Origin of the sequence: Actinomadura sp. NPDC049382 (genome assembly GCF_040677125.1) — a bacterium.
GTDB lineage: Bacteria > Actinomycetota > Actinomycetes > Streptosporangiales > Streptosporangiaceae > Spirillospora > Spirillospora geliboluensis.
In genome coordinates this window covers 1-13,411 of record NZ_JBFARO010000181.1, presented here as the reverse complement: position 1 = coordinate 13,411, position 13,411 = coordinate 1, and the positions used below count along the sequence as shown (strand labels likewise).

The 13,411-nt window shown below is 74.3% G+C and carries 13 protein-coding genes; 8 read left to right on the top strand and 5 right to left on the bottom strand.

Features of this window, described 5'->3' with window-relative positions; all coding sequences use genetic code 11:
* Positions 1–78: 78 nt before the first annotated feature.
* Positions 79–423, top strand: a complete 345-nt coding sequence (locus tag AB0K34_RS43615; protein ID WP_364554426.1) for an SgcJ/EcaC family oxidoreductase — start codon at positions 79–81, stop codon at positions 421–423.
* Between the two features lie 46 nt (positions 424–469).
* Positions 470–733 carry a cell division protein SepF gene (locus tag AB0K34_RS43610; protein ID WP_301177213.1) on the top strand — a complete coding sequence of 88 codons (264 nt, stop codon included), beginning with the start codon at positions 470–472 and terminating at the stop codon, positions 731–733.
* Between the two features lie 253 nt (positions 734–986).
* On the opposite strand, the gene AB0K34_RS43605 is transcribed toward AB0K34_RS43610, so the two are convergent.
* Complete coding sequence (locus AB0K34_RS43605; RefSeq protein ID WP_364554425.1) at positions 987–1,763, bottom strand: MFS transporter; 777 nt, start codon at positions 1,761–1,763, stop codon at positions 987–989.
* Positions 1,764–1,774: 11 nt separating this feature from the next.
* Positions 1,775–1,945, bottom strand: coding sequence for a hypothetical protein (locus AB0K34_RS43600; RefSeq protein ID WP_364554424.1), 171 nt, complete (start codon positions 1,943–1,945; stop codon positions 1,775–1,777).
* An 18-nt stretch (positions 1,946–1,963) separates the two neighbouring features.
* On the opposite strand from AB0K34_RS43600, the gene AB0K34_RS43595 reads away from it, so the two are divergent.
* The gene (locus tag AB0K34_RS43595; protein ID WP_364554423.1) at positions 1,964–3,466 is read left to right on the top strand and encodes an alpha/beta fold hydrolase; all 1,503 of its coding nucleotides are present in this window, start codon (positions 1,964–1,966) and stop codon (positions 3,464–3,466) included.
* Here AB0K34_RS43595 and AB0K34_RS43590 read toward each other — a convergent pair.
* The 3 genes from AB0K34_RS43590 to AB0K34_RS43580 all read right to left on the bottom strand — a co-directional run bounded on the left by AB0K34_RS43590 (position 3,425) and on the right by AB0K34_RS43580 (position 5,972).
* Complete coding sequence (locus tag AB0K34_RS43590) at positions 3,425–4,195, bottom strand: ABC transporter permease (RefSeq protein ID WP_301177207.1); 771 nt, start codon at positions 4,193–4,195, stop codon at positions 3,425–3,427. The two genes, AB0K34_RS43595 and AB0K34_RS43590, sit on opposite strands and share 42 nt — an antisense overlap.
* Positions 4,192–5,097 (bottom strand): ATP-binding cassette domain-containing protein, encoded by a 906-nt coding sequence (locus tag AB0K34_RS43585; RefSeq protein ID WP_301177224.1) that lies wholly within the window; start codon positions 5,095–5,097, stop codon positions 4,192–4,194. The genes AB0K34_RS43590 and AB0K34_RS43585 overlap by 4 nt, the downstream gene beginning before the upstream one ends.
* A 113-nt stretch (positions 5,098–5,210) precedes the next feature.
* Positions 5,211–5,972: an IclR family transcriptional regulator gene (locus AB0K34_RS43580; protein ID WP_364554422.1), complete on the bottom strand. Its 762-nt coding sequence runs from the start codon at positions 5,970–5,972 to the stop codon at positions 5,211–5,213.
* An 80-nt stretch (positions 5,973–6,052) separates the two neighbouring features.
* On the opposite strand from AB0K34_RS43580, the gene hutH reads away from it, so the two are divergent.
* The 5 genes from hutH to AB0K34_RS43555 all read left to right on the top strand — a co-directional run.
* Positions 6,053–7,597 carry a histidine ammonia-lyase gene (gene hutH / locus AB0K34_RS43575; protein ID WP_364554421.1) on the top strand — a complete coding sequence of 515 codons (1,545 nt, stop codon included), beginning with the start codon at positions 6,053–6,055 and terminating at the stop codon, positions 7,595–7,597.
* 102 nt (positions 7,598–7,699) lie between these two features.
* Positions 7,700–9,355, top strand: a complete 1,656-nt coding sequence (hutU, locus tag AB0K34_RS43570) for a urocanate hydratase (protein ID WP_301177204.1) — start codon at positions 7,700–7,702, stop codon at positions 9,353–9,355.
* Positions 9,356–9,392: 37 nt separating this feature from the next.
* Positions 9,393–10,595 (top strand): allantoate amidohydrolase, encoded by a 1,203-nt coding sequence (locus AB0K34_RS43565; protein ID WP_364554420.1) that lies wholly within the window; start codon positions 9,393–9,395, stop codon positions 10,593–10,595.
* Between the two features lie 10 nt (positions 10,596–10,605).
* Positions 10,606–11,955 (top strand): formimidoylglutamate deiminase, encoded by a 1,350-nt coding sequence (locus AB0K34_RS43560; protein WP_364554419.1) that lies wholly within the window; start codon positions 10,606–10,608, stop codon positions 11,953–11,955.
* 217 nt (positions 11,956–12,172) lie between these two features.
* Positions 12,173–13,411: ATP-binding protein (locus AB0K34_RS43555; RefSeq protein WP_364554418.1), on the top strand; the 1,239-nt coding region annotated here is incomplete at its 3' end.

The window sequence follows — 13,411 nt, the reverse complement described above, 5'->3', positions numbered from 1 at the left end:
GCTCCGCTGCAGTCCCTGCAAGGCCGGCCACCTGGTCAAGGCCATCGCTGTCCTACAGAACTACGAGGTCACCCGAGGATGAAAAAGGCTCACTCTCAGAACAATGAGCTTCCCGATGAATTCGTCGGTTTGTTCCGGGAGGACGCGATTTGGACGACAGGGCATGGCAAGCGGCTGTTCGGGCGTGATGCGATCGCGGACTTCACGCGGCGGGTGCTTCCCGGTGCGATGCGGGACACGAAGGTCACGTTCGAGGTGGAGCACGTGTTGTTCATCCGTCCGGACGTCGCCGCCGTCAAGGTGCGCCAGGTGTACGAGTCGGCCGACGGGCGGGAGGTGGGGACTCCGCTGTTCGTCATGGCGAAGGAGGACGGGCGGTGGCGGCTGACCGCGTGCCAGAACACCAGTGTGCTGGACGAGTGAGCGAACGCGGTCTTGCGCTGCGGGGGAGGGTGGGCAGACTTGTCCTGTGATTAGGACGCTCTGCCCCAAGGACTACAACGAGGTGCTGCACGTCGGGCACTTCTTCCGCAAGGGTGACCCGGTGCTCATGGATCTCACCGAGTTGACCGACGACGTGGCCCGGCAGTTGGTGGACTTCTGCGCTGGGCTCATCTGCGGGCGTGGCGGCGAGATGGAGCGGCTGGGGAAGAGGCTCTTCCTTCTTCAGCCCCCGGCCAGGCCCCGCATCGCCGCCGCGCACATCCCGGATCTGGCTCACGTCGCCGACTGATTCCGGGTCACTCGGGTGACGGGCGGCGGCTCGTCGGGAGGGCGATGGCGGGGACGAGTGCTGCGGCCGTGATGCCCATCGCCCACCAGAACGCGCCCTGGAAGGCACTGGTGGCGCCTTGGGCCAGCAGGGATTGAAGCGACGATCGCGGTGCCGCACGAGCCGCCGACCTGCTGGACGATCCGGGTGTTCATGGTGGCGTCCGGGATGCCGGAGCGCTGGACGTCCTGGTAGGCGACGGACATCGGGGGGATCAGCACCGCACCGATTCCCAGGTCACGGAGGAGGAGCGCGCGGTTACCGGCTGCCCCAGGTTCGTGGCCGGTCCGGCTAGGGCGAGGGGGGCGGTGGCGATGGCGGCGAGGAGGAGACCGGCGATCGTCACGGCGTGTGCGCCGAAACGGTCGACCACGGCACCGATCATGAAGCGGGCGGCGAGTGCGCCGACCCCCTGTGGGATGAGCAGCAGCCCGGCCTGCATGACGCTCTTGCCGCGCAGTTGCTTGTAGTAGCGCGGCAGCAGGAACATCCCGGCGTATATCGCGGCGACGGCGGTGAAGAGGGCGGCGGAGGCGCTGCCCAGCGACCGCAGGCGCAGCAGGCGGACGACGATCGGTCGGCGCTCGCCCGAGCGTGCCGCCCAGCCGATGAAGGCCGCGAGCAGCGCGGCGCCCATGAGCAGTGGCAGGAGTACGGCGGCGTGGGTGATCTCGCCGTCCTCGGACAGTCGTGAGAAGCCTAGGAGCACACCCGCCAGTGACGGCGCGAGGAGCAGCAGGCCGATCCAGTCCAAGCGGGTTCGGACGGTGCCGGGTCCGGGGCGGTCGGCGGGCAGCAACCGCCGTGCGAGCAGGAGTCCGGCCGCGGTCAGCGGCACGTTGACCAGGAACAGCCAGCGCCAGTTCAGCGCCAGTTCAGGATCACGCCGCCGATCACCGGGCCGAGGAGCGGGCGCGATGGGCAGGCTGACGGCCGCCATCAGCCGGCGGCTGATGCGCCCGCCCGCGGCGCGCACCGCCAGCGGCTGCATCAGCGGGAAGATCAGCCCGACGCCGAACCCTGCAGCGCCCGAAAGGGGATCAGAGAGGTGTCGTTCCAGGACGCCGCGCACAGCGCCGAGGCGAGCACGAACAGCACTAGCGCGACCGTCCAGACCCGCTTGCCGCCCCAGCGGTGCTCCGCCCACCCGGTCACCGGGATCGCGACGGCCATCGCTGCAGGAAGCCGGTGGTGACCCACTGGATCTTGTCGGCGGTTGAGTGCAGGTCCACGGCCAGCGTCTGGATCGCCAGCGTCGGCTACGCGAAGCTGACCACGGAATCGGTCGCCGCGCGCGGGATCGCCGTGCTGTACCGCCGCTGGCCCAACAAGGACCCGGTCGTGCTCGCCGCACTTGAGCACTACCGGAACGGCCATCCGGTCGACGTCCCCGTCACCGGCGACCTCCTCGCGGCGCTGACCGGCATGGGCGAGGCGCGCGCCGGGTTCTTCGCCATCGTTGCGGCCGTCGCGGTCTCGGGGCTGCTGGTCGGTACCGGGCTCACCCCCGCCCAGGTGCGCGACGAGATCCTGGGCGACCGGCGGCCCGCGCGCATCCACGCCATCTACCAGCGTGCCCATGACCACGGTGAGAACGACCTGCGGCGGATCCCGCCGACCGTGCTCGCCATGCAGCTCGACCTGCTCATGGACCTCGAAGCCGTGAGGGCCGCGCGCATCGAGTCGATCGACGACGCCCCTGTCCCTGTCGCTCGCCCGGCGCTACGGGGGAGGACACAGGCGGCTAAAACGTGGTGCGGGGGAGCGGGGGCGGTGGCCATGATGTGGATCATGGAGTTCGTCGCGGATCCCGAACGGATGGGAGAGAGCACGCTGCCCGGCGGGCGGGTGCTCGGCTGGGCCGAGTGGGGGCCGGAGGACGGCCTGCCCGTGCTGCTGTGCCCCGGTGCCGCCACGAGCAGGTGGCTGGGGTTCGGGCCCGGGGTCGTTCACTCGCTCGGGGTGCGGCTCGTCTCGGTGGACCGGCCCGGGCTCGGGGTGTCGTCGCCGTCGCCCGGTCGGACGTTCGCCGACTTCGCGGCGGACATGCGTGACTTCGCCGCGCTGCGGGGGCTGGAGCGTCCGGCCGTGGTGGGCAACTCGCAGGGGGCGCCGTTCGCGCTGGCGTGCGCGGTCGACGGGATCGCGGCGGCGGTGGCCGTCGTCTCCGGGGCGGACGAGGTGGCCGCGCCGCGGTTCGCCGGGGCGCTGCCGGACGAGCTGCGGGGCATCGTCGACCGGGTGGCCGCCGATCCCCTCGGCGCCGAGGAGATGTTCCGCGGGTTCGGCGCCGAGGCGATGCTGGCGATGGTCATGGGCGGCAGCCCCGAACCCGACCTGCGGGTGTACCGGGACCCGGCGTTCGCCGCGGCCTACCGCCGGGCCCTGGACGAGGCGTTCGCGCAGGGCTCCGGCGGCTACGCGCGCGACACCGTGCTCGCGATGGGCCGCTGGCCCTTCGACCTCGGCCGCGTCCGGGTGCCCGTCGACCTCTGGTACGGGGAACTGGACACCAGCCATTCGCCCGACAACGGCGCCACCCTCGCGACGCGGATTCCGCACGCTCGGCGCCATGTGGTGCAGGGGATCGGGGGTGCCGTCCTGTGGACGGACGCCGAGCGCATCCTCCGCCGCCTCGTCGACCGGGCCGCGTCAGGCGTCGCGGCGGCGCAGGACGGTGATCCCGCCCCATAGCGCCGCCGCCGTCCACGCGGCGATGATCAGCACCGCGACCGCGGCCGGGTAGGGGCCGTCGCCGTTCAGCAGGTGCCGGCCGGCGGTGCTCGGCAGCCCGTCGGCGATGTCCTTCAGCAGCTCCGACCGCGCGTTCACCAGCGTGACCGGCAGCACGAGGACGAACAGGAACGCGGTCGTGATCGTCGCCGCGGTGCTGCGCAGCATGGCCGCGACGCCCAGGATGAACGCGCTCATCACCGCCAGGTACACGCCCGTCAGCAGCGCGTCGCGCACGGCGTCGCCCGCGTCCAGGCGCCCCCATTTCCCGAGCATCGGGTACGCGACGGCCGTGCCGGTCAGCGCGAGGAGCACGCCGACGGGGAACACGACCGCCATCGCGACGGCCGCCTTCGCCGACAGCATCCGGGTGCGCGGCGGCACCCACTGGAGGGTCGCCCGGATGCTGCCCGTCGCGTACTCGCCGGTGATCATCAGGATGGCGAGGGCGAGGACGACGAACTGCACCATGTCCACCGAACCGGTGGCGATCCCGCTCACCGACACCACGCCGGGAGGCTCCTCGCCCGCGGGCGGGCGGGTGTTGTTCGAGACCGTGCTCGTCGCCAGGATCATCGACATCAGGGCCATCAGCAGCACCGCGCCGGCCAGGCCCCACCAGGTGGACCGGATCGACCACAGCTTCGTCCACTCCGCCGCCAGCGCCCCCGGCATGCCGCCGCGCCTCATCGTCCCACCCCGTACTCCACGCTCGCCCCGGTCAGTTCCATGTACGCCTCTTCGAGGGACGCCTCGACGGCGCGCAGCTCCAGCACCGGCACACCCGCCTCGAAGGCGATGAGCCCGACCCGGTCCACCGGTACGCCCTTCACTTCGAGTTCGTCCTCGTCCACCCGCCGGACCGCGGCCCGGACGGCGGTGAGCCGCGCCGCCAGTTCGGCCGCGCCCGGCGTGCGCACCCGGACGGCGTTGCCGGGGCCGCGCGCGATGACCTCGCCCATGGGGGCGTCCGCCAGCAGCCGGCCCCGGCCGATCACCACCAGGCGGTCGGCGGTGAGCTGCATCTCGCTCATCAGGTGGGACGACACGAACACCGTGCGGCCCTCCGCCGCGAGGCCGCGCATCAGCCCCCGCACCCACAGCACCCCGTCCGGGTCGAGGCCGTTCACGGGCTCGTCGAACATCAGCACCGGCGGGTCGCCGAGCAGCGCGCCCGCGATGCCGAGCCGCTGCCGCATGCCGAGCGAGTACGAGCCGACCCGTTTGCCCGCGACGGCCTCCAGCCCGACCAGGCCGAGGACCTCGTCCACCCGCGACCGGTCGATGCCGTTGCTGCGGGCCATCGCGAGCAGGTGCGCCCGCGCGGGCCGGCCCGGGTGGACGAAGCCCGCGTCCAGCAGCGCCCCGACCTGGCGCAGTGGGCGCGGCAGGCCCGCGTACCGCCGCCCGCCGACCAGCGCCTCGCCCGCGCTGGGCCGGTCCAGCCCGACGATCATCCGCATCGTCGTCGATTTGCCCGCGCCGTTCGGGCCGAGGAACCCGGTGACCTTCCCGGCCGCCACCTCGAGTGTCAGCTCGTCCACCGCCGTCTTGTCCCCGTACCGCTTCGTCAGGCCCCGCAACGTGATCAAAAGGTCTCCCGCCGGATCGTCGGTCATTCCGGGTTCGAACCTAGGAATCGGCAGGTCGTCGCCGCACCGCCCGAACGCCACCGGCCGCCCCTGTCTTTCGGCAGGGGGACCGCTCAGTGGGGGAGGCGGCCGGTGAGGCGGGTGGTCAGGGTCTCGGCCGTCCTGCGGACGGGCGCGGCGAGCCCCGGCCAGGTCTCCACCGGGTGCGCGTCGCGGCGGAACGTGACGGTGATCGCGGCGGTGGGGTGGCCGGTGTGGTCGAAGGCGCAGGCCGCGATGCTGGCGAAGCCCTCGGTGATGTGGCCGTCCTCGACGGACCAGCCGCGGCGGGCGTCCTCGGCGAGGGTGCGGCGCAGTTCGCGCAGGGACGCGGGGCCCTTGCCCGTCCGGTCGACGAAGCGGCCGGGGAACAGCGCCCGCACCTGGGCGGACGGCAGGTGCGCGAGCAGCGACAGGCCGCTCGCGGTCAGGTGGGCGGGCATCCGGACGCCCACGTCGGTGACGACGGTGGCGTGCCGGGGCGGCTGCTCCTTCAGCAGGTAGAGCGTCTCCGCGCCGTGCAGGACGCCCAGCTGCGCGATCTCGCCGACCTGGTCGACGAGGCGGCGCAGCAGCGGCCGGGCCAGGCGCTCCAGCGGCTCGTGCCGCAGGTAGGCGGAGCCGATCTCGAACGCCGCGACGCCGAGCCCCCAGCGGCGCTCCTCCGGGACGTAGGCGACGAAGCCGTCCTCCGCCATCGCCGTGAGCAGGTGGTACGTGCTGGAGCGGGGGACGTCCAGGGCGCGGGCGATGGACGACGCGGGCAGCGGTCCGGGCGCGGCGGCCAGCAGGCGCAGCACCGCCAGGGCGCGGCGGGCGGCGGGGACCTGCGACATGGCCGCATTGTCTCGTATCCGAGACAGAAGACGCCGCCCGGGGGTGGGGCGGGCGCCGCCGGGCGGGTCCAATGGTGGGTATGGGTGTTCCTATGGTTGAGGTCGGGCCGGAGGCGCTGACGTTCGCGCAGGTCGCCGCCGTCGCGCGGGACGGCGCCCGGGTCGCGCTGACCGACGAGGCGCTGAAGCTGATCGGCGAGGCGCGGGCGCACATCGAGGAGCTGTCCGCGCGCCCGACACCGGTGTACGGGGTGTCGACGGGGTTCGGGGCGCTCGCGACGCGGCACATCGCCCCGGAGCTGCGCGACCAGCTGCAGCTCAACATCGTCCGGTCGCACGCCGCCGGGTCGGGGCCGGAGGTCGAGCGGGAGGTCGTCCGGGCGCTGATGCTGCTCCGGCTGCGGACGCTCGCGACCGGCCGCACCGGCGTGCAGCCGACCACGGCGCGGACGCTCGCCGCGCTGCTGAACGCCGGCATCACCCCGCAGGTCTTCGAGTACGGGAGCCTCGGCTGCTCCGGCGACCTCGCGCCGCTCGCGCACGTCGCGCTCGCGCTGATCGGCGAGGGCTCGGTCCGGGACGCGGGCGGCGCGCTGAAGCCGGCGGCGGAGGCGCTCGCCGCGGCCGGGATCGCGCCCGTCAAGCTCGCCGCGAAGGAAGGGCTCGCCCTGCTGAACGGCACGGACGGCATGCTCGGCATGCTCGCCCTCGCCATCGGCGACCTGCACCGGCTCCTCACCGCGGCCGACGTCGCCGCCGCTATGACCGTCGAGGCCCTGCTCGGCACTGACCGGGTCTTCGCCGCCGACCTGCAGGCGCTCCGGCCGCATCCCGGGCAGGCCGCGTCCGCCGCCAACCTGCGGCTGCTGCTCGACGCGTCCGAGATCATGGACTCGCACCGCGGCCCCGACTGCACCCGCGTCCAGGACGCCTACTCGCTGCGCTGCGCGCCGCAGGTGAACGGCGCCGCCCGCGACACCCTCCAGCACGCCGAGCTGGTGGCGGGACGGGAGCTGGCGTCCGCGATCGACAACCCGGTGGTGCTGCCGGACGGGCGGGTCGAGTCCAACGGCAACTTCCACGGCGCCCCGATCGCGTACGTGCTCGACTTCCTCGCCGTGCCGGTCGCCGACGTCGCGTCCATGTCGGAGCGGCGCACCGACCGGATGCTCGACAAGAGCCGCTCGTACGGGCTGCCCGCCTTCCTCGCCGACGACCCCGGCGTCGACTCCGGGCACATGATCGCCCAGTACACGCAGGCCGGGATCGTGTCGGAGCTGAAGCGGCTCGCCGCCCCGGCGAGCGCCGACTCCATCCCGAGCTCGGCCATGCAGGAGGACCACGTCTCGATGGGCTGGAACGCGGCCCGCAAGCTGCGCAAGGCCGTGGACGGGCTGGCCCAGGTCGTCGCGATCGAGATCCTCACCGCCGCGCGGGCGCTGGACCTGCGCACCCCGCTGCGTCCCGGCCCGGCGACCGGCGCCGTCGTCGCCCGGCTGCGCGAGGCCGTCCCGCCGCCCGGCCCCGACCGCTACCTCGCCCCCGAGATCGCCGCCGCCACCGCGCTGGTGCGGGACGGCTCCCTCGTCGCCGCCGCCGAATCCGTCACCGGCCCCCTGTCATAGGCCGGATCCGTCCTGAGCGGGGGCCGTCCTGAGCCGGCCCCGTCACACGCCAGGACGCCCGGCACATACCGTCACCGGCCCGCCGTCCCAAAGGAGCCCGACATGTCTGGACCCCGTCCCGTTCGCGCGCCGCGCGGCACCGCGCTCACCGCCGCCAAGGGCTGGCCGCAGGAGGCCGCCCTCCGCATGATCCAGAACAACCTCGACCCCGAGGTCGCCGAGCACCCCGACGAGCTGGTCGTCTACGGCGGGTCGGGCAAGGCCGCCCGCAACTGGGACGCCTTCGACGGCATCATCCGGTCGCTGTCGGACCTCGAAGGGGACGAGACGCTGCTCGTCCAGTCCGGCAAGCCCGTCGGGATCTTCCGGACGCACGAGTGGGCGCCCCGCGTGCTGATCGCCAACTCCAACCTCGTCCCGCAGTGGGCGACGTGGGAGGAGTTCCGCCGGCTGGAGTCGCTCGGGCTGACGATGTTCGGCCAGATGACCGCCGGGTCGTGGATCTACATCGGGACGCAGGGCATCCTCCAGGGCACCTACGAGACGTTCGCGGCCGTCGCCGAGAAGCGGTTCGGCGGCACCCTCGCCGGGACGGTCACGCTGACCGCCGGGCTCGGCGGGATGGGCGGCGCGCAGCCCCTCGCCGTCACGATGAACGGCGGCGTCGCGATCTGCGTCGAGTGCGACCCGTCCCGCATCGAGCGGCGCGTCGCGCACCGGTACTGCGACGTCCGGGCCGACTCGCTGGACGAGGCGCTGCGCCTCGCCGAGGAGGCGCGGGCCGCCCGGCGCCCGCTGTCGATCGCCGTGCTCGGCAACGCCGCCGACGTCGTCCCCGAGCTGCTGCGCCGCGGCGCCCCGATCGACATCGTCACCGACCAGACCAGCGCGCACGACCCGCTGATGTACCTGCCGCGCGGCGTCGCGTTCGAGGACATGGCCGACGAGCGCGACAAGGACCGCGACGGCTTCATCGCCGCGGCCCGCGCGTCGATGGCCGCGCACGTCGAGGCGATGGTCGGCTTCCAGGACGCGGGCGCCGAGGTGTTCGACTACGGCAACTCGATCCGCGGGGAGGCGCAGCTCGCCGGGTACGCGCGGGCGTTCGACTTCCCCGGCTTCGTCCCCGCCTACATCAGGCCGCTGTTCTGCGAGGGCAAGGGGCCGTTCCGCTGGGCGGCGCTGTCCGGCGACCCGAAGGACATCGCCCGCACCGACAAGGCGATCCTCGACCTGTTCCCCGACAACGAGCCGCTGACCCGCTGGATCCGGATGGCGGGGGAGAAGGTGCACTTCCAGGGCCTGCCGTCGCGGATCTGCTGGCTCGGCTACGGCGAGCGCGACAAGGCCGGCGAGGCGTTCAACGACCTGGTCGCGCGCGGCGAGATCAGCGCGCCGATCGTGCTCGGCCGCGACCACCTCGACTGCGGCTCCGTCGCCAGCCCGTACCGGGAGACCGAGGGCATGAAGGACGGCTCCGACGCGATCGCCGACTGGCCGCTGCTGAACGCCATGCTCAACACCGCGTCCGGCGCGACCTGGGTGTCCGTCCACCACGGCGGCGGCGTCGGGATCGGCCGGTCCATCCACGCGGGCCAGGTCTGCGTCGCGGACGGGACGGCCCTCGCCGGCGAGAAGCTCCGGCGCGTCCTCACCAACGACCCCGGAACCGGCGTCATGCGGCACGTCGACGCCGGGTACGAGCGGGCGGCCGAGGTCGCCGACGAGCGCGGCGTCAAGATCCCCATGAGAGGTTGAGCGGTAGCGGACCCAGGAAGGGATGAGCGGGGAGCGCATGAGCTTCGAGGAGATGTGGGCGGAGCTGCTGCCGGTCGGGCGGGACGAGGCGACCGGCGGCTACCACCGGTTCGCGTGGACGCCGCCCGAACTGGAGTGCCGCGCCTGGTTCCTGGACGAGGCGCGCCGCCGCGGCCTCGACGTGGAGCACGACGCCAACGGCAACATGGTCGCCTGGTGGCTCCCGGCCGACGGGACCCGGCACGGGGCCGTCCTGACCGGCAGCCACCTCGACTCGGTGCCGGGCGGGGGAGCGTTCGACGGCCCGCTCGGCATCGTGTCCGCGTTCGCGGCCGTCGACGAGCTCAGGAGGCGCGGCTCCACGCCCGCGAAGCCCATCGGGATCGCGGCGTTCGCCGAGGAGGAGGGCGCCCGGTTCGGTGTGGCCTGCCTGGGGTCGCGCCTGCTCTCCGGGGCGATCGACCCGGCGCGGGCGCGCGCGCTGACCGACGGGGACGGGCACACCTTCGCGGAGGTCATGCACAACGCCGGGTTCGACCCCGACGCCATCGGCCCGGACGAGGACCTCCTCGGACGCATCGGCTGCTACGTCGAACTCCACGTCGAGCAGGGCCGGGCCTTGGACACACCGGTCGGGATCGCCAGCGCGATCGTCCCGCACGGCCGGTGGCGGTTCGACTTCACCGGCGAGGGCAACCACGCCGGGACGACCCTCCTGGCCGACCGCCGGGACCCGATGCTGCCGTTCGCGCGCATGGTCATCGCCGCCCGCGAGGCCGCCGAGCGCAACGGCACCGTCGCGACGGTCGGGAAGGTCGGCGTCGTGCCGGGCGGGGTGAACGCGATCGCCTCGTCCGTCACCGCCTGGCTCGACGCGCGCGGCCCCGAGGACGAGCGGGTCCGGCGCACCGTGCGGGAGATCGACGAGGCCGCCCGCGTCGCCGCCCGCCCGCACCGGGTCAGCGTCGACCTCGCCGAGGAGTCCTACACCGAGATCGTCGACTTCAACCGCGCCCTGCGCGACCGGGTCGGCGCGGCGCTCGGCGGCGGCGCGCCCGTCCTGCCGACCGGCGCGGGCCACGACGCCGGCGTGCTGTCCGCGCGGGTGCCGACCGCGATGCTGTTCGTCCGGAACCCGACCGGGGTCTCGCACGCGCCCGCCGAGTCCGCCGAGCCGGCGGACTGCCTGACCGGTGTTGAGGCCCTTACCGCGGTACTGGACGACCTGGCGCGCGGGTAGGGGTCCCACCATGCAGTGGCATGCCCAGTTCGCCTGGCTCGGCGACGGCGTGGCGGCCGACGTGCTGATCGAGGCCGACGGAGAGCGGATCACGAGCGTCGCGGCGGGCGTCCGGTCCGCCCCGCACGCCCAGCGGCTCCCCGGCCTCACGCTCCCCGGCCTCGCCGACGCCCACTCCCACGCCTTCCACCGCGCCCTCCGCTCCCGCGTCCAAGCCCATTCCGGCACCTTCTGGACGTGGCGGGAGCAGATGTACCAGGTCGCCGACCGGCTCGACCCCGAGTCGTACCGCGCCCTCGCCACCGCCGTCTTCGCCGAGATGGCCCTCGCCGGCATCAGCTGCGTCGGCGAGTTCCACTACCTGCACCACCGGCCCGGCGGCGCCCCCTACGCCGACCCCAACGCGATGGGCCAGGCGCTCATCGCCGCCGCCGCCGACGCCGGCATCCGGATCACCCTCCTCGACGCCTGCTACCTCACCGGCGGCATCGGCCGCCCCCTGGCCGGCCCGCAGCTCCGCTTCGGCGACGGCACCGCCGGCAACTGGGCGCGCCGCGTCGACAGCCTCTACGAGCAGACCGACAAGGCGGGACGGCTGCACGCCCGCGTCGGCGCCGCGATCCACTCCGTCCGGGCGGTGCCCCGCGAGCAGCTCCGCGCGGTCGCGTCCTGGGCGAAGGAGCACGGGGCGCCGCTGCACGTCCACCTGTCCGAGCAGCCCGCCGAGAACGAGGCGTGCCTGGACGCCTACGGCATGACCCCGACCCGGCTGCTCGCCGAGGCCGGCGCCCTCGGCGCGCTCACCACCGCCGTCCACGCCACGCACCTCACCGACGAGGACATCGGCCTCCTCGGGACGACGATGACCGGCGTCTGCATGTGCCCGACCACCGAACGCGACCTCGCCGACGGCATCGGCCCCGCCCGCGCCCTAGCCGACGCCGGCTCCCCGATCTGCCTCGGCTCCGACCAGCACGCCGTCATCGACATGTTCGAGGAGGCCCGCGCCGTCGAGCTGGACGAGCGGCTCCGCACCCGCGCCCGCGGCCACTGGACGGCCGGCGAACTGCTCGCCGCCGCCACCTCCAACGGCCACTACGGGCTCGGCTGGCCCGAGGCGGGCCGCCTGGAACCGGGCGCGTACGCCGACCTGGTCACCGTCGACCTCGACTCCGTCCGCACCGCCGGCGCCGCCCCGGACTACGCCGCCGAGGCCGCCGTCTTCGCCGCCACCGCCGCCGACGTCCGGCACGTCGTCGTCTCCGGCCGCCCCATCGTCCACGACGGCCGTCACCTCCTCATCGACGACGTCCCCGCCGCCCTCGCCAGGGCCGTCACCGACGTCACCACGCCCACCTGACAAGGGCGCCCAGGGGGTCTGGTGGTGGCGCTGGTCAGGGGTGCTGGCGCTGGTGAGACGTGGGGGGTTGGGGTGGTGGGACGGGGCTGTTCGTCGTGGCGGGGTGGTCCGGAGTGGTGACATTGAGGAGACCTCAGGGATAGGGGGCCGTTGGTCGGGGCCATGCGATCATGCGGTGGACGATCTTGGAAGTCGCAGCCGCACGCGTGGGGGCCCCATGTTCCAGGGCAGAGCCGCCGAACGGGCCGAGGTGGAACGGCTGGTCGCCGGGGCGGGGGCCGGGACGGGCGGGGCCGCCGTCATCCGGGGCGAGGCCGGGATCGGCAAGACCGTGCTCCTCGACCACGCGGCGGACGCGGCGGACGGGGCGCTCGTGCTGCGCTGCGCCGGGTCCCCGCCGGAGGCCGAGCAGCCGTTCGCGTCGCTGGAGCTGATGCTGCGGCCGGTCCGCGACCTGGGCGGCCCGGAGGCCGAGCGGCTGCGCGCCCTGATCGAGCCGCAGGCGGCGGCGGGACGCGAGGACGTCTTCGCCGTGCGCCGCGCCGTCCTCGCGCTGCTGCACCGGCTCGCCGCGGACCGGCCCGTGGTCTGCCTCGTCGACGACGCCCAGTGGCTGGACGCCGCGTCGGCGGACGCGCTGGCGTACGCGGCGCGCCGCCTCGGCGCCGAGCCGGCGGCGCTGCTGGCCGCCGCCCGCGACGAGAGCACGTTCGGATCGTCCGGCCTGGCGGAGATCAGGCTGCGGCGCCTCTGCCCGGAGGAGGCCGCGGCGTTCCTGCGCGGCACCGCGGCCGGCGCCGGCCTGGCGCCGCCCGCGCGGGACCGCGTCCTCGCCGAGGCCGAGGGGAACCCGCTGGCGCTGCGGCTGCTGGCGGCGTCGCTGTCCCCGGCGCAGCGCGCGGGATGCATCAACCCGTTCACGTTCCACGACGGCGCCTCCCCGGTCGGGGGGACGCTCCAGGCCGAGCTGTGCGCCCGGCTCGGCGCGCTCCCGCCCGGCACCCGGGCGCTGCTGCTCCTGGCCGCCGCGGACGACACCCGCGACACGGCCCGCGTCACGGGCGCCGCGGCGAGCGTCGGCGCGACCGTCGCCGACTTCGCGCCCGCCGAGCGCGCCGGCCTGCTGGCGGCGACCCGCACGACGATCGCGTTCGCGCATCCGCTGGTCCGGGCCGTCGCCTACCACCGGGCGACGCCGTCCGAGCGGCGGGCCGCGCACCGGGCGCTCGCCGACAGCGCGGGCGCCGCGCACCCCGAGGCGCGCACCTGGCACCTGGCCGCCGCGTCCCTGGGGTACCAGGCGGACGTCGCGGCCGAGCTGGAGCGCGCCGGAGCGTGCTCGGGGGACCGGCGCGCCTACGGCCTGACGTTCTACGTCACGAAATGGAGCCCGGCAAAGATCGGTGACTTCATGGCCGGCGTGGAGGCCGTCGCCGAGGAAATCGGGCTGAAGCTT

Bases quoted from the DNA above. Each gene is read 5' to 3' on its own strand.
- AB0K34_RS43615 (WP_364554426.1), top strand. From the start codon at position 79: ATGAAAAAGGCTCACTCTCAGAACAATGAGCTTCCCGATGAATTCGTC.
- AB0K34_RS43605 (WP_364554425.1), bottom strand. From the start codon at position 1,763: ATGCAGCCGCTGGCGGTGCGCGCCGCGGGCGGGCGCATCAGCCGCCGG.
- AB0K34_RS43600 (WP_364554424.1), bottom strand. From the start codon at position 1,945: ATGGCCGTCGCGATCCCGGTGACCGGGTGGGCGGAGCACCGCTGGGGC.
- AB0K34_RS43590 (WP_301177207.1), bottom strand. From the start codon at position 4,195: ATGAGGCGCGGCGGCATGCCGGGGGCGCTGGCGGCGGAGTGGACGAAG.
- AB0K34_RS43580 (WP_364554422.1), bottom strand. From the start codon at position 5,972: ATGTCGCAGGTCCCCGCCGCCCGCCGCGCCCTGGCGGTGCTGCGCCTG.
- hutH (WP_364554421.1), top strand. From the start codon at position 6,053: ATGGGTGTTCCTATGGTTGAGGTCGGGCCGGAGGCGCTGACGTTCGCG.
- hutU (WP_301177204.1), top strand. From the start codon at position 7,700: ATGTCTGGACCCCGTCCCGTTCGCGCGCCGCGCGGCACCGCGCTCACC.
- AB0K34_RS43565 (WP_364554420.1), top strand. From the start codon at position 9,393: ATGAGCTTCGAGGAGATGTGGGCGGAGCTGCTGCCGGTCGGGCGGGAC.
- AB0K34_RS43560 (WP_364554419.1), top strand. From the start codon at position 10,606: ATGCAGTGGCATGCCCAGTTCGCCTGGCTCGGCGACGGCGTGGCGGCC.